Origin of the sequence: Actinoplanes sp. NPDC051470 (assembly GCF_040682035.1) — a bacterium.
Lineage (GTDB): Bacteria > Actinomycetota > Actinomycetes > Mycobacteriales > Micromonosporaceae > Actinoplanes.
Genome location: NZ_JBFBAA010000041.1, coordinates 39103 through 56917 on the forward strand (window position 1 = coordinate 39103; position 17815 = coordinate 56917).

Annotated in this window: 14 protein-coding genes; 6 read left to right on the forward strand and 8 right to left on the reverse strand. The window is 72.8% G+C overall.

Annotated features, from left to right (window positions below):
- Positions 1 to 87: 87 nt before the first annotated feature.
- Positions 88 to 630, forward strand: coding sequence for a hypothetical protein (locus AB0M54_RS42570; protein ID WP_364478103.1), 543 nt, complete (start codon positions 88 to 90; stop codon positions 628 to 630).
- Here the strand turns inward: AB0M54_RS42570 and AB0M54_RS42575 are convergent.
- Complete coding sequence (locus AB0M54_RS42575; RefSeq protein ID WP_364478106.1) at positions 605 to 1183, reverse strand: ABATE domain-containing protein; 579 nt, start codon at positions 1181 to 1183, stop codon at positions 605 to 607. The genes AB0M54_RS42570 and AB0M54_RS42575 overlap by 26 nt on opposite strands.
- Before the next feature lie 62 nt (positions 1184 to 1245).
- Between AB0M54_RS42575 and AB0M54_RS42580 the strand changes: the two genes are divergently transcribed.
- The 4 genes from AB0M54_RS42580 (at position 1246) to AB0M54_RS42595 (ending at position 7126) form a co-directional block, all read left to right on the forward strand.
- Positions 1246 to 2421: an MFS transporter gene (locus AB0M54_RS42580; protein WP_364478109.1), complete on the forward strand. Its 1176-nt coding sequence runs from the start codon at positions 1246 to 1248 to the stop codon at positions 2419 to 2421.
- A 250-nt stretch (positions 2422 to 2671) separates the two neighbouring features.
- Positions 2672 to 5374: a BTAD domain-containing putative transcriptional regulator gene (locus AB0M54_RS42585; RefSeq protein ID WP_364478112.1), complete on the forward strand. Its 2703-nt coding sequence runs from the start codon at positions 2672 to 2674 to the stop codon at positions 5372 to 5374.
- Positions 5375 to 5824: 450 nt separating this feature from the next.
- Positions 5825 to 6361 (forward strand): sigma-70 family RNA polymerase sigma factor, encoded by a 537-nt coding sequence (locus AB0M54_RS42590; RefSeq protein WP_364321705.1) that lies wholly within the window; start codon positions 5825 to 5827, stop codon positions 6359 to 6361.
- A gap of 285 nt (positions 6362 to 6646) precedes the next feature.
- A complete protein-coding gene (locus tag AB0M54_RS42595; RefSeq protein WP_364322114.1) occupies positions 6647 to 7126 on the forward strand; it encodes an Rrf2 family transcriptional regulator in 480 nt (159 codons plus the stop codon).
- A gap of 113 nt (positions 7127 to 7239) precedes the next feature.
- Here AB0M54_RS42595 and AB0M54_RS42600 read toward each other — a convergent pair whose 3' ends face one another.
- From AB0M54_RS42600 to AB0M54_RS42610, 3 genes are all read right to left on the reverse strand, one after another.
- Positions 7240 to 8499, reverse strand: coding sequence for a histidinol-phosphate transaminase (locus AB0M54_RS42600; protein ID WP_364321708.1), 1260 nt, complete (start codon positions 8497 to 8499; stop codon positions 7240 to 7242).
- 91 nt (positions 8500 to 8590) lie between these two features.
- Entirely contained in the window at positions 8591 to 10204 is a 1614-nt protein-coding gene (locus AB0M54_RS42605) for a CocE/NonD family hydrolase (RefSeq protein WP_364478115.1), read from the reverse strand.
- A gap of 133 nt (positions 10205 to 10337) precedes the next feature.
- Positions 10338 to 11084 (reverse strand): class I SAM-dependent methyltransferase, encoded by a 747-nt coding sequence (locus tag AB0M54_RS42610; RefSeq protein WP_364321714.1) that lies wholly within the window; start codon positions 11082 to 11084, stop codon positions 10338 to 10340.
- 60 nt (positions 11085 to 11144) lie between these two features.
- Here AB0M54_RS42610 and AB0M54_RS42615 point away from each other — a divergent pair, with 60 nt between their 5' ends.
- Positions 11145 to 12038 (forward strand): GNAT family N-acetyltransferase, encoded by an 894-nt coding sequence (locus AB0M54_RS42615; RefSeq protein ID WP_364478178.1) that lies wholly within the window; start codon positions 11145 to 11147, stop codon positions 12036 to 12038.
- Here AB0M54_RS42615 and AB0M54_RS42620 read toward each other — a convergent pair.
- From AB0M54_RS42620 to AB0M54_RS42635, 4 genes are read right to left on the reverse strand one after another with little or no spacing between them, the layout of a single operon-like run.
- Entirely contained in the window at positions 11999 to 12406 is a 408-nt protein-coding gene (locus tag AB0M54_RS42620; protein ID WP_364321716.1) for a GNAT family N-acetyltransferase, read from the reverse strand. The two genes, AB0M54_RS42615 and AB0M54_RS42620, sit on opposite strands and share 40 nt — an antisense overlap.
- On the reverse strand, positions 12403 to 13194 hold the full coding sequence (locus AB0M54_RS42625; protein WP_364321719.1) for a GNAT family N-acetyltransferase: 792 nt from the start codon (positions 13192 to 13194) through the stop codon (positions 12403 to 12405). The genes AB0M54_RS42620 and AB0M54_RS42625 overlap by 4 nt, the downstream gene beginning before the upstream one ends.
- Positions 13191 to 14276: a M20 family metallopeptidase gene (locus AB0M54_RS42630; protein ID WP_364478118.1), complete on the reverse strand. Its 1086-nt coding sequence runs from the start codon at positions 14274 to 14276 to the stop codon at positions 13191 to 13193. The genes AB0M54_RS42625 and AB0M54_RS42630 overlap by 4 nt, the downstream gene beginning before the upstream one ends.
- Positions 14273 to 17464, reverse strand: a complete 3192-nt coding sequence (locus AB0M54_RS42635) for a serine hydrolase (RefSeq protein WP_364478121.1) — start codon at positions 17462 to 17464, stop codon at positions 14273 to 14275. The genes AB0M54_RS42630 and AB0M54_RS42635 overlap by 4 nt, the downstream gene beginning before the upstream one ends.
- Between the last annotated feature and the right edge of the window lie 351 nt (positions 17465 to 17815).

Genomic DNA, 17815 nt, shown 5'->3' on the forward strand with positions numbered 1-17815 from the left:
TTCTCGTCGTTGACCAGCTGAACCTGGCCCGACCGGCCTGACGATCCGCTTCAGGTGCGCCTACGGCGGGTCTGCGAAGATCAAGTAATGCCCTGGACCGCCCCGACTCCCCCGCGCCCCCTGACCCGGCCCGTGGCGTTGCGCCCGGCCGACCGGCGGCATCGCGCCGTCCTGCACAACCTGGGTCAGCTGTTCCGCTACGACCTGTCCGAATCGTACGGAATGCTGCCGAACGAGGACGGCACCTTCAACGACCGGATGGTCGACCGCTTCCTGGCCGAGGCCGACCCCGGCCACCGGGCCTGGCTGATCACCGCCGCCGGCCGGCTGGGCGGCTTCGTGATGACCCTGCCGATCGCCGGCGGCGGCACCACGATCGGCGCGTTCTTCGTGGTCCGGGCGCTGCGCCGGACCGGAGTCGGCCGGGAGGCGGCGCTGCGGACCATCGCGCTGTTCCCGGGCCGCTGGCGGATCGGCTTCCAGCGCTACAACCCCGGCGTCGAGTCGTTCTGGGCCGGCGTCGCGACCGAGGTGGCCGGGAACGAGTGGAAGGTCGAGGACGGCCCGCGCCCGGAGAACCGCCCGCCGGACACGTTCATCGAGTTCACGACCGCTCCCGCCGGCGGCTGACGTACCGCTGCATCTTCTCGACCGTGCCGCAGTCGGCCATGTCGCACCAGCGGCGGCTGTGGTTGCGGGACCGGTCGACGAACAACCACGGGCAGCCCGAGCACCGCTTGACCAGGCGCAGGTCGGTGCCGGTCAGCAGCTCGGCCGCGGCGACGGCGACCGGGTGCAGCATGGCCGCCGGGTCGTCCCGGATCGACCACGACCAGCGCATCTCGTCGTCGAGGGCCGCGGCCGCCATGGCCTGGACGACGAAGGGCCGCAGGACCGGCCACCGCTCCGCCACGTCGCCGGTCCGATCGGCGGCCGCCCCGAACACGTCGTTGAGGACGTCGCGCAGCTCGTGGGCCCGGCCCAGCACCTCGCCGGGTCGCCGCGGCCGTGGCGACCCGGTGGCCAGCGTGCCGGCCCGCTCCGACCAGGCCAGCAGGTCGTCGTAGTCGCCGAGGTGGTCGTGCCGGGTCGGCCCCCACGGGTTGTCGACCGTGTTGGCGAAGTCGAGGGCCAGGTTGCCGCCGACGACCGGCAACGCGCGCGGGGGCGTCCTGCTCACCATGTTTCCACCGTATCGCTCCTTACCGGTTGCGGGCGTCCCGGCGCGATGCCAGTGTTTCCAGTATGAGGCTGATAGCCGGTAACAAGGGAACGTTCACCGCGCTGGCCGGTGCGGTGGTGCTGCTCGGGATCGCGGACTCGATGACCGGGGCGTACCTGGTGCTCTTCGCGGCCGGGCCCGCCGGGCTGAGTCCGGTGGAGATCGGACTGTTCACCTCGGCGCCCGCCGCGGGCGGGATCGTGATCGGCACGCTCGCCGGTCGCCGCTTCGACCGCCGGCCGGCCAAGAGCTACGCGATCGCCACGGCGGTGCTCGGCGCGCTGGGCTTCCTGCTGCTCACCACCACCAGGTCGGCGCCGCTGCTGATCCTGGTCGGCGGCACCCTGCTCGCCGCCGGGCAGGCGATGTTCCCGCAGCTCTTCGCCCTCTCCCGGGTCGTGCTGGGCGGTCCGCGGTCGACCCCTCTGCTGCGCTCGACATGGTCGCTGGCCTGGGCGCTGGGCCCGCTCGCCGGGGCCGCCCTGCTCCCGCGGGCCGGCTTCACCGGGCTGCTCGTCGCGGCCGCGCTGACCCTGATCCTGGCGGCCGTCGCGACGGCTCTCGTCCCCGCGCCCGCGACCGGCCGGGCGGCGGGCCCGGACGAGGCCGCGCCGGCGACGCCGCCGAAGACGCCGATCATGGCGGTGGCGGGCGTGACGCTGTTCTTCCTGGCGATGTTCGCCGGGTCGCTGGTGTTGCCGCTCTACGTCACGACCGACCTGCACCGGCCCGGCAGCGCGGTCGGCCTGTTGTTCAGCGCGTGCGCGGCGATCGAGATCGTCGCCGCCCTGGGCCTGGCCGTGCTGCCCGAGCGGGTGAACCAGCGGCTGCTGATCGGCGGCGGGATGGTGGCGATGGCCGCGTACTACGCGATCACCCTGCTCGCCCGGAGCATGACCGGCCTGCTGGTGGGCCAGGTCGCCCGGGCTGTCGCGATCGCCGTGGTCAGCGCGGCCGGGATCCGCTGGTTCCAGGAACTGATGCGGCCGGCCGCCGGCCGGGCCACCACGCTGTTCGCGAACGCCACCGCGGCCGGTTCGCTGCTCGCCGGCGTGCTCGCCGGGCTGGCCATCGAGCACTGGGGACGGGTCGTGACGCTGGGCCTCTGCGGAGTGGTTGCCCTGGTGGGCGCCGCCGTTTTCACGTTTGCCCGGGAGCCGAGTCGGCATGGCGACAGACCGCTCGCCCGATCACACTGAGTCAGATCGGGGCTGACCGGCTGGGTGATCGACGGATGCGTCCGCGCCCGGTCGGGAGTGGACGGTAGCGCCATGACACAAATACGACAGCGCCCAACGACATGCCGATGGTTGGCGTTGCAGCCGAACGGCTACCGTGACCCACGTGCAGCCCAGTGATCTTCAGCCGGTGACATTTCACCTGCTCGGATCCCTTCGCGTCACTCAGGGTCACCATGAGCTTGCGCTCGGGGCTCGGCAGCAACGCCTCGTGCTCGCGCTGTTGCTCGCGCGGGCCGGCTCCCTGGTCACCATGACCGAGCTGATCGACCTGCTCTGGGAGGAGTCGGCGCCCGCGTCGGCGTCCAACGTGGTGCATCGGCAGATCGGGGCGCTGCGCCGGCTGCTCGAGCCGGGGCTGCCCACCCGCGAGACCGGGCGCTACCTGATCCGGCAGATGTCCGGCTACCAGCTGCACGTCGCCCCGGAGTCGCTCGACCTGCTCCGGTTCCGGGGCCTGGTCGCCCAGGCGCGGTCCACCGACGACCCCGGCGCCGCGCTCGACCTGCTGCTGGCCGGCCTCGGGCTGTGGCGCGGGCGGGTCGCGGCCGGGCTCGAGCCGGTCAGCCGTACCCATCCGGCCTTCACCGCGATCGAGGCCGAGCACGCCGTGGCCGTGCGGGAGGCGGCCGACGCGGCGGAACGAAGCGGGCGCGCGGCGGCGGTGCTGGTGCCGCTCCGGGACGCGGCCGGGCGGCATCCGCTCGACGAGGCGCTGCAGAGCCGGTTGCTGGTCGCGCTGGCCGCGGACGGGCGGCAGGCCGAGGCGGTCGACCTCTACCACGCGGTACGCCGCCGGATGGCCGACGAGCTGGGCATCGACCCGGGCGAGGAGATGCGCGACGCGTACGACCGGGTGGTTCGCCGGACCGCCGGGCGTACCCCCGCCCCGACATCGGCCGCGGCCCTGCCCGCACCCGCGCAACTCCCGCCGGACCTGCCGTTCTTCGCCGGCCGCGTCGGCGCCCTGGCCGAGGCCTACCGCGTCGCCGGGGCGCCCGGGCCGGACGGCGCCGGGGTGCTGGCGCTGGACGGCATGCCGGGCGTCGGCAAGACCACCCTGGCCGTGCACATCGCACACGCGCTCGCCCCGCGTTATCCGGACGGTCAGCTCTACGTCGAACTGCGCGGCTTCGACGGGCAAGGACCCGCGATGAGTACGGCCGAGGCGCTCCGCGGCCTGCTCGGCTCGCTGGGCGTGCCCCAGGACACCATCCCGGCCGAGCTGCACGCCCAGGCCGGCCTGTTCCGCAGCACCGTGGCCGGCCGCCGGCTGCTCATCGTGCTGGACAACTGCCGCGACACCGAACAGGTCCGCCACCTGCTCCCCGGCAGCCCGGGCTGCCTGGTCATCGTGACCAGCCGCAGCCGGCTGACCGGCCTGATGGCGGGCGCCGGCGCCCACCCGATGCCGGTCGCGCTGCCCACCCTCGAGGAGGCGCGCGAGGGGTTCATCCGGCGGCTCGGCCCGGCCCGGGTGAACGCGGCCGGCGACATGGTCGACGAGATCATCGAGAGCTGCGGGCGGCTGCCGCTGGCCTGCGCGGTGGTGTGTGCCCGCGCGGCGAGCCGGCCGGACACCCCGTTGGAACGGATCGCCGAGGAGCTCCGGCTGGCCCGGGGCAGCCTCGACGGGTTCTCCGGTGACGACCCGAACACCGATCTGCGCGCGGTGTTCTCGTGGTCGTACCGGGCGCTGAACCCGGAGACCCAGCGGCTGTTCCGGCTGCTGCCCGCGCACCCCGGCAAGGACGTGTCGATCGCCGGGGCGGCGGCGCTGGCCGGGGTGCCCGCCCGGGCCGGACGCCGGCTGGTCGGGGAGCTGAACCGGGCCCACCTGATCGCCGAGCACCGGCCGGGCCGCTATCAGACCCACGACCTGCTCCACGCGTACGCCACCGAGCTGCTGGACGAGGCCGGGGCCGCCGAGCGGAGCGCCGCCGAAGACCGCTGCCTGCGCTTCTACCGGTCCACGGCGGCCGTCGCCCATGAGCTTCTGTCCACCCGCGCCGAGCAGCACGGCGTACCCGACACCGGCCCGGACGTGACTCCCCTGGCCTTCCCCGGCCGGGTGGCGGCGATGTCCTGGCTGGAGGCGGAGGGGCAGGTCCTGATCGACCTCGTGCAGTTCGCCGCGCGGACCGGCCGGCACGCCGCCGCGTGGCAGCTCGCCGTCGGCATCCAGCACTACTTCGAGCGCAGCGGCCGGTCGCTGGACTGGGCGGCCACCGCGCTCGTGGCGCTCGAGGCGGCCGAGCGCGGCGGTGACCGGCCCGGCCAGGCGCGCACCCACCGCAGCCTGGCCGGCGCGTACTACTTCCAGCGCGACTTCGACGCGGCCGTGCTCCACCTGGAACGCAGCCGGTCGCTGTTCGTCGCGCTGGGGCTCGGGGCCGAGCTGAGCCGGGTCGAGTTCAACATCGCGATGGTGCTGCGCCAGCAGGGCCGGCACGACGAGGCGCTGGCCGCCCTGGCCAAGCCGATCGCCCAGGCCACCGCCACCGGCGACCGCAAGCAGCTGGCCGACGCCGCCGTCGAGCAGGCGGCCAACCACGCGGCGCTGGGGCATCGGGACGAGGCGGCGCGGCTGGCCCGGTGGGCGCTCGGTGTCTTCCAGGAGCTGGACGACCAGCTCGGGGCCGGGGAGTGCTGGGACGTGATCGGGAAGGTGCACACCGCCGCGGGCGATCACGAGGCCGCGGTGGCGGCGTGGCGGGCCGCCGCCGTGTGCTTCCGGGAGGCGTCGGCCAGGCCGCAGACCGCCGAGGCGCTGACCGCGCTCGGTGACGCGCTCACGGCGGCCGGCGATGCCTCCGAGGCGGGGCGGGCCTGGGACGAGGCGTTGAGGCTGATCTCGTACGCGCAGGCGGCGACCGCTCACGCCCTGCGTCGGCGGCTGCGTCCCTCGGCCTGAGCAGAACCCGCTCCGGGTCTCCCGGACCGGTTCGGGCAAGGCGACCACCGCACGGGGAGAGGTGGCCGCCTTGCGTCACTAAGGACGCATACCGGCAGCCTGTGTTCACGGTGACAACTGTGATCCAGATCACTTCGCCTGGCCAAATGAACAACGCCTGGTCAGCACCGTTCTTAACGGATGGAGCCGGCGTGTTGCCGCTGGGGGGTCAGGGACAGCGCCGCTCCCGTTGCGGGCGACGGCGGCGCCGCACGCTGCCCGCCGGTGGCCGGCCCGCCGTCGTCCGCTTTCGTGACGGACCGTGACTTGTTTCCCGCACGCCGCGACGGCACTCATTCCGCACTCGAGTGTCAGTGCGATGACACCCCCGCCTTCTAGCGTTCTCGGGCAGACGGACCGGACCCGGTCCGTGACCTCATCTCGCCCTAGTTCGCCCGACGGGGGTTACGGATGCTCGCACCACCTCTGGAAACACCATCTCTGCGCGGGGAGGACCGGGAGGCCCGCATGGTCGCCCTGCACGCCGAACACTCACGCGACGTGTCCCGCTTCCTGCTCGGCCTCACCAAGGGGGAACGGCAGACCGCCGAGGACCTGCTCCAGGAGACGATGCTGCGGGCCTGGCGGCACATCGACTCGCTGCCCGACGACTCCGAGGGCATCCGCCGCTGGCTCTTCACGGTGGCCCGGCGCCTGGTCATCGACGTCGTGCGCATGCGGCACAACCGCCCGGCCGAGGTCGGGGCCGTCGACCTGAACTGGATCGCCGCCCGCGACGACACCACCGGCTCGGCGCTGGCCGGCGCGTCCATGCGGTACGCCTTCGACCGCCTGACGCCGGCCCACCGCGACATCCTGTCCCAGGTCTACCTGCGTGGCCGTTCGATCGACGAGGTGGCCGAACGCCTGGGCGTCCCGGTCGGGACGGTCAAGTCGCGCACCCACTACGCCCTCCGGGCTCTGCGGACCGGACTGGAGGCCGCCTGACCGCTCCGGTCGTGTTCTCGGGAGGTGCCCCTCCACCGCGGGGTGGGTGGAGGGGCACCGATTCCCCAGGGCCGGCGCCGTCGGAGGGGGGTCGCGGCGCCTGCTTACGGCCCCGGCACGGCCACCGGCTGGAGCACCGGCGCCGCAGCGGAAAGCGTGCGTCGGACTCCACAACGGACCGGTCAACCCGTTGTTCATGCCGATCCGAGTTTTTCGCGGCGTGAAATGATCCTGACCATCCAATTCGGACAATATTGTCCGGGAAAGTAGCGTGTCGGCGTGAAGATGTCCGGTGGCGTCGAATGGGCCCTGCACAGCTGCGTGGTGCTGACCGCGGCCGACCGCCCCGTCCCCGCCGCCCGCCTGGCCGAGCTGCACGACGTGTCCGCCAGCTATCTGGCCAAGCAGATGCAGGCGCTGTCCCGGGCCGGCCTGATCGAGTCGGTGCAGGGCCACTCCGGCGGGTACATCCTCACCCGCTCCTCGGCCGAGATCACCGTGCTGGACGTGGTCGAGGCGGTCGACGGCGCCTTGCCGGCCTTCGTCTGCACCGAGATCCGCCAGCGCGGCCCGATCGCCATCAGCGCCTCCGAGTGCCTGACGCCGTGCGCCATCAACCGCGCGATGCTCTCCGCCGACCAGGCCTGGCGCCAGGCCCTGCGCGCGGTCACGGTCGCCGACCTGGCCGGCTCGGTCGCCGCCGACCAGGGCCCCGGCAGCCTCAGCGACATCCGGAGCTGGCTGGGCGTCCCCGCCACGCTCTAGCCGCAAGATCAATTTGCCTCCCGCGCGCGTGCCGCCACCTCCCCCACCCCGGCACTGGGTGGGCGGAAATGTAGCGCACGGGTGTGACGTTCCGGGACGGTTATCCACAGGGGCTACATGGCGGCCCGGCGGGCCGAGTACTCGGAACGGCCCCGGGACGGGTACTGGATCAGGTTGTCCGGCCGGGCCTCCGGCTGCGGCGGCTCCCAGCCGCGGCGGGTGTCCAGCGGGTCGGCCTCGTACGACGGCGGGCGGCGGAACTGGCTGCCGTAATCGATCATCCCGTCGATCAGCCGGTCCACGTCCCGGGCCGGCCGCACCACCATCCGCATGAACTGGCTGGTCATGCCCAGCTTGTTGCCGCACTCGCGGGTGTAGACGCCGTGGTTGGCGACCAGGAAGTCGCGCAGCGCCACACCGGACCACTCGGTGGGCAGCTTGACCAGGATGAAGTTGCCCTGCGAGGGGAAGACGGTCAGGCCGGGGATCCGGGACAGCTCGCCGGCCATCGACCGGCGGTCCCGGCTCAGCAGGGCGAGGCTCTCCTCGTACTCGCCGTCGTGCTCCTGAATCATGTAGACGACCTTCTCGGCCAGCGAGTTCAGGTTCCACTTGGGCAGCGTCCTGGCGATCTTCCCGGCGATGGCCGGGTTGGCCAGCAGGTAGCCGAACCGGATGCCGTGCAGGCCGAAGTTCTTGCCCAGGCTCTTCAGGACGACCGTGTTGGGGCGGATCACCGCGTCCGGGCCGACCGACGGGTACTGCTCCTCGTCGGAGAAGTCGATGAACGACTCGTCGATGACGACCAGGTCGAGGTCGCCGAGCATGTCCATGAACCGGATCACCTCGCGCCGCGGGAGGTAGCCGCCGTCCGGGTTGTTCACGTTGCAGACCACGGCCACCCGGGTGCCCCGCTCGCGGATGAAGCGCACGTAGTCGTCCAGGTTGAGCCGGAAGCCGTCCCGTTCCTGCAGCGGGTACATGTCGACCCGCTTGCCGGTCTCCAGCGGCTGGTCGGTCCACCGCCCGAAGGTGGGGATCGGGATCGCCACGCTCTCCTTGATGAGCAGGTGGTCGATCCAGGTGATCAGCTCGGTCGAGCCGTTGGCCATGGCCACCGTCTGCGGGTGCAGGTTGAGCACGCTGGCGAGCTTCTTGGTGATGTTCGCCGAGTCGCTCGGGTAGTACTTCAGGATGTTCTTGAGGTCGCGGGAGAGCTCGTCGAACATCTCCGGGGTCGGGAAGTACGGGTTGCAGGGAATGCAGAAATCGACGATCTCCACACCGTCACCCGCGTTCCGGGCGAGGTCGAAGTAGGACGCGCTGTGCGCACCCTTGTGCAGGATCGACGTATCGATTCCCGTCCCGGCCATCGCGACTCCAGTCCTCGGTGACATTGGCGTCTTTCTGTACGTGTCACGTCCGCGAAACGTTCAGCCGTTTTGGAAACCATCAATTCAGCCTTCAACCCTCGGGCTCGACCTGCGGCAAGACGATGCTCGAGGTACGCAGCGCGATGGCGTGCGTGGCCGGCCTCATGGCCGACCCGGTGCTCGGGTTCTCCCCGGTGCCGAGGTTCCGGGCGTACTGCGGGTGGGCGCCGCCCGAGATCAGCAGGCGCACCCGGCTCCCCGCGGCGAAACGGTGCGCGACGTTCCGCAGCCTCAGCGTGACCGGCCCGTCGCCACGCTCCGGGTCGAGCCGCAGGTAGCCCTCGGTGACGTTGCGCGACCGGGCACGCGCGCCCACGTCGGACAGCCGGGCGAAGACGTCGACGTGCGGGTTGTCCGAGCTGTGCGCCAGGGTCAGCACCGGGGCGCCGAGGACGGTCAGCGGCTCGGTCAGCGGGGCGCTGGTGAACGCGAGCACGTCGTCCCGGCCGGCCAGCGCGCTGTCGTCGACCACGCCGCCGCCGGACAGCACCGGGCCACCGCTGACCGGGGTCGGCCGGGCCGGATCGAAGGTGAAGGCGGCCGTGGCGGCCTCGCCGGCGCGCTCCGCGGTCAGCTCGCCGTTCACATTCAGAAAGAACGTTCGTTCTCTTTCGGCCGGCGGCCACGACGGCAGGTCGCGCCACTCGCCCGCCCCGGTGACGAACACCCGGACCGGCGTCCGGCGCCGCCGCCGGCCGTGCCCGGCGAGGTGTTCGCCCAGCCAGTCGAGGGTCTCGCGGGTGATCAGGCCGGCGCCCTGGCCGGCCACCTGGGTGTGACTCCACGGCCCGACGGTCAGCGCCACGTCGACCCCGCGGTCACGCAGCCGGGTGTACTGCTCGATCGACTGCTCCAGGAACAGGTCCTGCCAGCCCGCCGCGATCAGGATCGGCACGTCGGCCCGCTCCAGGGCGGCCGCCTGCCGCATCGGCGCCCAGAACGGGTCGGCCAGGTCCGGGCGGGTCACCCGGTCCCGGTACCAGGGCGCCCGCCCGGCCAGGTACCGCTCCCCCGCGTCGGCCACCGGCAGCCCCGCCAGCACCGGTCCGAGCCGCTTGGCCGCGGTGGCCTGCCGGTACACGCGGCGCAGCACACCCGGGTCCTCCTGGTGCGCGACCAGGTCGGCCCAGCCGAGGAAGTCCAGGTTCAGCGCGCCGGTCCCCCACATGTGCCGGGCGAAGTCGTGCGGGCCGACGGCGACGATCGCGGCGGCCAGCTGCGGCGGCGGGTCGGCCATCAGCGCCCACTGGGTGAATCCCAGGTACGAGATCCCGAGCGTGGCGAACCGCCCGGTGAACCAGGGCTGCGCCACCATCCAGCGCACGACGTCCTGCCCGTCGTCGGCCTCCGTGGCCATCGGGTCGAACACGCCACCCGACCCGAACGTCCCGCGCGACGACACGTAGAGCACCGCGTAACCTCGGGCGGCATAGACGCCGGCGGCGCCCGCCGCGAACATCCCCCGCCCGTACGGGCCACGGATCAGAATCGTCCCCGCCGCCTCGGCGACCGGCCGGAACAGATCGGCGGCCAGCGTCACGCCGTCGCGCATCGGCACCCGTAAATCCTTGGTGACCGTGTAGCCGGTGGTCGCGGGCGGCAGCTTCAGCAGCCGGGTGGCGAGGCGATCAAGGAGACGGGCCATGGCCGACTGTAACCCCGCCGCTACCCGCGTGCCCGAACGGGCAACGCGTTCATCGACGGCGCCTGGACCCCCGTGCCCGGCGAGACCCTCACGCTGGTCGATCCGGCGACCACGCCGCGCCAAGCTTCCTCGTTCAGCCCTTGCGGGCGAGCAGGGCGTAGGTGTTGGGGAGCCGGCCGTCGAAGGCCGCCGCCTCGACGTCGCCCATCTTCCAGAACGGCTCGGGGTGTTCGCTGAGGTGCTCGATCGCGAGGCCGGCGTTCACCACCGCGGTCACCAGCCGGCCCAGGGTCCACTGGTATTCGACGGCGCCGTTGGCCGGGAAGCTGTCGTTGACGTAGCCGCGGGCGAAGTACGACCGGTCGGGCCGGATGCGGGCGACATCGGTGTCCCACGACCACAGGGCGGAGGCGGGGTGGCCGTCGAAGATGAAGAAGTGGCCGCCGGGGCGGAGCAGCCGGGCGATGTCCCGGGCCCAGGCGTCGATGTCGGGCATCCAGATCAGACCGCCCTTGCCGGTGTAGACCAGGTCGGCGCAGCCGGCCCGCAGCGGGGCGCCGGGCAGCGCGCCGGTCACGTAGTGGCAGGGCAGGCCGAGCTCACACGCCCGCCGCCGGCCGGTGGCGGCGGCCACCACGCTGAAGTCGACGCCGACCACCGAGGCGGCGCCGGCCCGCACCAGGGCGACGTCGTCGAGGGCCCAGCCACTCTGCAGATGGACCACGTGCGGCGCCGTTGCCAGCAATGGTCCGAGCAGGGCAAGCTCGGCCGGGAAGAGCGGATAGGTGCCCTCGGCAAGGCCGGAGAGCGAGGAGTACTCCCGCACGTACTTCTCCGAGGCGATCTCCCACGCGTGCCGGTTCCCCCGCAGCTCGTCCACACCCGGCATCGTGGCGGTCCACGGCCGGGCCCGTCAACCAGGTATGTTCTCGCCGTGCCGATGTGGAAGATCGTCGAAGAGGCCGGTAACGACCTCGCCGACCTGTGCCGGACCGCGGACGCGGAGGTGTACGACCCGCGCCCGCCGGATGCTCGCTCGCTGCGCGCCCGGCATGGCGAGTCGCAGCGCCGATGGGTCGCTCGGGCCGCGGACAACACGCCCATCGGGTACGCGACGCTGACGCTGCCGTCCGGCAAGCTGCGGATCGTGGTCCGGGCCGACTGGCGGCGCCGGGGCCTGGGCTCGGAGCTGATGCAATGGGTACGCGCGGCCGCGCTCGCCGACGGCCCGGCCACCGTCTACGGCCGGGCCGCGGAACACTCGGCCGGTCACGGCTTCCTGGTCGCCCGCTTCGACCGGCCCCGCGGCGCCGAGGAGTGGAGCCTGCTCGACCTGCGCGGGCGCGCCGCCGGCCCGAGCGACGACAGCCTGGCCGGCTGGTTCGGCCCGTGCCCGACCGCGCTACGGGAGTCGTTCGCGCAGGCCCACCGCATGCTGGAGATCCCGCCGCGCGGCACCTCGTCGATGACCGCCTCGCTCGGCCTGCTCGAGGAACGGGCCGCCTTCGCCGGCGAGCGCTGGCTGACCCTGTGCGCCCGCGACCAGGCCGGCGTGATCACCGGCTTCACCCAGGTCACCCTGTCGCCGACCACGCCGGGGGTGGCCGAGCAGGAGTTCACCGGTGTGCTGCCGGCGGCCCGGGGCCGTGGCCTGGGCACCCGCCTGAAGGACGCGATGCTGTCGGTGCTGATCCGCGAGCACCCCGAGATCCGCTACCTGGTCACCCAGAGCGCCGCCGACAACACCCCGATGCTGGCCATCAACCGCCGCCTCGGCTTCCAGGTGTTCCAGCGTCAGGTCGCCTGGGAGTCGAGGCTGATGAGCCCGGCCTGAGTGGGGCGGAACCCGCAGCGGTCACGGTAGAAGTGGTCGAGGTGTGGCTCGTAGTCGACGTGCAGCCAGTCGCAGCCGGCCGCCTTGGCCTCGGCGGCGGCCGTCCGCACCAGCGCCGCGCCGACGCCTCGGCCCTGCGCGGCCGGGTCGACCGCGGTGTCCAGGATGAAGGCGTGCCCGCCGCCGTCCCACGCCACCTGCACGAAGCCGATCAGCTCATCGCCGGCGTCGAAGGCGCCCAGCCAGGTCAAGGCGTGCCGGTTCAACTGCGAAGACCACTTCTTCACTTCGACGGGTACGCCGAAAGCACGCGAATGCAGAGCGCTGAGGACGGCATCGTCGACCGGGAACCGCGACCGAATGATCATTGCTCGAGGATGTAGTACCCGGTGCGGTCGAAGCCCGCGAAATAGTAGCCCTCGGCGAGCAGCCCGGTCAGCGCCTCGCGCACCGCGTGGCGCCACCGGTTGGCCGTGTCCGGGTCGGCCTCGCGCAGCGCCTCGATGTCATCGGGCACCGCCACCAGCACCCGCGGCCCGCCGCCGGGCTCGTAAGCGGGCCCGCCGTCGGCCGCCCGGCCGAGCACCACCTCGGCGCCGTCCACCGGAGTCGGAGGCGGTGGGTAGCGGGCCACCTCCCAGCGGGCCATCAGCCGGTCGCTCTCGTCCTTGCCGTTCCGCCCGTCCTGCATGGTGCCGTAGAAGTTGGTCAGGTAGGTGGTCGGCCGCGCGCCCAGCCGGGCCAGGTTGAAGTACGCGTTCCGGGCCACCAGCGGGTCGTACGTCCAGGTGATCGCCGCGACGCCGCGTTCCAGGCACCACTGCCGCTGGTGCAGCTTGAGCGCCCGGCCGACGCCGCGCCCGGCCGCCCGGTCGGTGACCCCGGTGACGTGGCTGTGCAGGGCGTTCGCCGCCGGCGCCTCGAAGAAGCCGATGCTGCACCCGACCATCTCCTCGCCGGAGTACGCCCCGACCAGGTAGTTGCCGGTGTGCGCGAAGGCCCGCATGGTCTCCAGCGGCAGCATCATGCCGGGCTCGACCGGTTGCCAGATGTCCCGGGTCAGGGAGTCGGCGGCCATCAGGTCGGTGATGCTCTCGAGCGCGCGGATGCGCACCCCGGCGGCCCGGGCGGCCGCCTCCGCTTCGGTTTCCGTCACGAGTCCGACCGTAGATCGGCGATCAGGGCCGCGACCAGGGCGACGCGCCCGTCCATCGTGTCCACCAGCACGTGTTCGTCGTCGGCGTGCGCCCCGCCGCCGATCGCGCCGAGGCCGTCCAGCGTGGGCACCCCGATCGCGGCGGTGAAGTTGCCGTCCGAGCCGCCGCCGACCGCGACACCGGCCGGGGCGGGCTGGCCCAGCCGCCCGGCCACCGCGATCGCCCGCCGGTGCAGGCCGGCCGAGGCTTCCGGCGGCATGGGCGGCCGGTTGACGCCACCGGTGACCTCGAGCCGCGCCCCGGGCAGCACCGGGCGCAGGCTCTTCAACGCGGCGTCGACCCGCTCCGCCTCGTCCGCGTCGGGCACCCGGACGTCGATGACCAGCCGTGCCCGCGCGGGCACGGTGTTGGCCGCTGTTCCACCACTGAGCACGGTCGGTGTGACGGTCGTGCCGCGGTCCCGGTTCCCGAGCCCGGCCACCGCCACGATCTGGTGGGCCAGCTCGACCGAAGCGTTCACCCCGAGCTCCGGGTTGAGGCCGGCGTGCGCCGCCTTCCCGTACACGTCGATGGTGTAACCCGCGATGCCCTTGCGCGCGGTCTTGAGCGCACCCCGGTCGTCGGCCGCGGCCTCCAGGACCAGGGCGGCGACACAGCCGGCGGCGTCCTCCTCGATCAGCCGGCGCGACGTCGGCGAGCCGATCTCCTCGTCCGCGGTGATCAGCAGCTCGACCCCGGCGCGATCGGGCCGGCCGGCCAGCGCGTGCATGGCCAGGACCAGGCCGGCCTTCATGTCGACGCAGCCGGGACCGCGCAGCACGCCGTCCCGGACGGTGGCCGGGTGGCGGGCCAGCGAGCCGATCGGCCACACCGTGTCGTAGTGGCCGAGCAGCAGGACACGCGGGCCGTCGTCGAAGGATCGCCAGCGGAGATGCGTACGCCCATCGACCTGGATCCGCTCCGGAGCCGCACCCAGCAGACGCTCGCCCAGCCCCGCGACCAGCCCGGCGCAGTCGGCCAGGGCGGACAGGTCACTGGACGGCGACTCGCACTCGATCAGTCTCAGGGCGTCGGCGATCACGCAAGCTCCACCTTCGGGGTCGCGCGGATGGAGAGGTGCACGTAGCGCTCCCCGGTAGGCAGAGCGTAGAACCTGACCGGTGTCCAGACCGACGAATACGGCGAGCGCACCACGAAATGGTCCTCGGAGAGCGCGACCAGAGCGTACTCGGTGACCGGCTCGGCGGTGAGTTGCGTCATCTCGCCGGTGGCCGTGTAGCGCAGCGCCGGGCCGTCGGCCAGCACCTCGATCTCGGCGCCGGCCCGGCGGTAGACACCCACGTGCGGCGTGATGTCCACCTCGACCGGCTGCTCCGGCGGGGCCGGCGGCCGCGGCATGGCCACCCCGGCGACCTCGGCGAACACCTCCCGCAGCAGCTCGTCGGCCAGGTCGGCGGCCTCGTCCGAGTTGGTCAGCAGCGTCATCGCGAACCCGGCCTCGGGCAGCAGCCGCAGGAACGCGCACTGTCCCACGGTCCGCCCGTCGTGGCCCAGCACCAGCCGGCCGTCCCAGGTGGCGCGCATCCAGCCCAGCCCCCACGAGTCGTGCAGCGTGTGCCCGTCCGGCACGTCCACCTGGTGTTCGGTCATCGCCGAGACCGCCTTCTCGCCCAGCACGTGCAGGCCGTCCGGCGCCACGCCGCCGGCCAGGTGCATGCGTGCGAAGGCCAGTACGTCGCCGACCGACGAATGGATCAGCCCGGCCGGTCCGATCCCCCGCGGGAGCATCCAGACCGGCGTGGGTCTTAACCCGGTGCGCGCGTTCAGGTGGCCGACGGCCGCCCGGTGCAGCAGCGCCTCCTCGGGCATGGTGCCGGTGTGGGTCAGGCCGAGCGGCTCGCAGATGCGCTTCTGGACGGCGCCGTCCCAGGTCAGCCCGGTCAGCCGCTCGACCACACGGCCGGCCAGCACGAACCCGGCGTTGCAGTACGACCAGGTGGCGCCGACCGGGTGGTTCTGGGCCACGTCGGCGAGCAGGTCGACGTACTTCTCGACGCAGTCGTCGCCCCGGCCGGTGTCGGTGAACACGTCGCCGTCGATGCCGCTGGTGTGAGTGAGCAGGTGGCGCATGGTGACGCCGGAACGTTTGAACTCCGGCAGCACGTCGCTCAGCGGCGCGTCCAGGTCGAGCCGGCCCTCCTCGACCAGTTGCATGACCAACGTGGTCGTCCAGATCTTGGAGATCGAGCCGATCTGGAACACCGAATCCGGCGTGGCCGGCACCTCGGTCGACGTGCTCAGCACACCGTGTGCGACCTCGATCGTCTCGCCGTCCAGGTGGGTGATGCCGAGCGCCGCGCCCGGGACGTTGTGCCGCTCGGCCAGCACCCGCAGCCGCCGCTCCCAGCGCACCGGGTCCAGCGTGGCCGGCCGGCCCGCGGTGTGCTCCAGCAGCCAGGCCACGGTCCGCCGGTGGTAGTCGATCCGGTAGGACGGCCGCCCGTTGAACAGGAACAGGTGATCGGCCTCCGGATACATCACCAGCCGCGCCGGCACGCCCCGCTGCCGCAGCGCGGTGTGCCACTGCCGGGCCTGGTCGGGCGGGCAGCGGCGGTCGTCGGCGCCCTGCAGGATCAGCGTCGGCGCGGTCACGCGCTCGACCTGGGACAGCGGCGAGAGCTCGGCCGACCGCTCACGGTCCTGCCACGGCAACACCCTGATCTCGTGTACGCCGAGGTACTGCGCGATGTCCGCCGTCCCGGTCATGCTGGTCAGGTCGCTGATCGGCGCCCCCGTGACGGCCGCCGCGAAGCGCTGGTCGCGGCTGGTCAGATAACACGTCATGAAGCCGCCGTAGCTGTAGCCGGTCACCGCCAGCCGCCGCGGGTCGGCGATGCCCTCCTCGACCAGCCGGTCGATCGGCTCGAGCAGGTCCTTGGCGTCGGCCTCGCCCCAGGCGCCGGAGACGGCCACGTAGAACGCCTCGCCGTACCCGTCGCTCCCCCGCGGGTTCAGCAGCAGCACCGTCCACCCCTGCCGGACCAGCTCCTGGTGGTACATGTGGATGCCGTCCGCGGCCCCGTTCCAGGCGTTGTGCGGGCCGCCGTGCACATCGAGCAGCAGCGGCCGCGGGCCGGTGGCGTCGTCGTCGCGGATCACCCAGCCGTGCACCACGGCGCCGTCCGAGATGGCGAACTCGCGCTCCCGCCGCGGGTAGAACACGATCTCCGGGTCGCTGTGCTTCGTGCGTACGCGTTCCTCACCGGTCTCCAGATCGACCACGACGATCTCGCCGAGCGACTCCGAAGTCTCCAGCACCACCACGGCCGTGTTGCCCCGCACGTCGTAGCCGGCCACGTTGCGCCCCGCGCCCTGGACGACCGCCTTGGCCTTCTGGTCGTCGGCGGCGTAGAGATGGGTGCAGCCGCGGTCGATGGCGGAGAAGTAGACCTTGTCCCCGCTGATCTTCGGCGCCACCGGTGAGACGTTCCGGTCGAGGGCGGCGGTCAGATCGGTCGGCTCCGTCCCGCTGACCGGCATGCGGAGCAGATGCTGGTGGCCGCCCGGCCCGTCCGGGCGCCCGGTCACCAGCAGCGCGTCGCCGTCCCAGGTCACGGTCGTCGCCACCCCGTCGACCGGCCCGTGCACGCGCGGCTCGCCCTTCCCGCCGGCGTCGATCACCCACACCGGTTCGCGCAGGCTCAGGTCGGCGTCCGGCCCGGTGCAGGCCGGGTACGCCAGCCGGGTGCCGTCCGGCGACCAGGCCGGCTGGCCCACCGGCCAGTCCCCGTCGGTGATCTGCCGGCAGGCGCCGGTGGCCAGGTCGAGGACATGCACATGGCCGGCCTCCCGGATACCGAGCCGATCCGCGACCACGGGCTTGTTCGGCTGCCTGATCTCGGCCCGCGCGGTGAACGCGATCCGGCCGCCGTCCGGGCTCCACACCGGCGCCCCCGCACCCTGTGGCAACGATGTCAGCTGTTGTGGTTCGCCGCCGCCGGCCGGCAGGACCCAGACCTGGCCGGCCCGCAGGAAGGCGATCCGCTCCCCGTCCGGCGCCCAGGCCGGCGCGGTGTCGGCGGGTCCGTGGGTCAGTTGCTGCGGTTCACCGTCCGTGGCGCCCACGCGCCACAGGCAGGTCACGGCGCGGTCGGCGGTGGCATCGGCGGTGCGCAGGACGTACGCGATCAGCGTTCCGTCCGGCGACAGTGCGGGCTCCTCCGGCGCGGCGAACGAGGTCAGGTCGTCGATGCGCGGGCGTCGGGTCACCGAAGTTCTCCTCGGGGTGCGGGGGTTCGATCAGCACATCGTGCACACACGATGACGCTCTGGTCACGCCCCGAAAGCAAACGGTCCTGTTTGCCCCATCACAGTTTCCCGTTGGCCCGAAACGCCCCTTCCGCGTCGACGCCCGTCAATGTCCCATGTCAAACCGCGCCGATCCCCCGAACTGGATCTCCCTGGTCCGCCCGCCCGCGCCCCCTTTGGCCCGCTTCGCCAATTCCCAGCAGACGGACCCCGCCGTCCCAATTCCGAGCCCTTCGACCGCCGATCCCGCCGCGCCGACTGTCCACCTTGCGCGCCCGGCATCCTGCTCGCGGCCCCGGCCCTTCGTCTGCT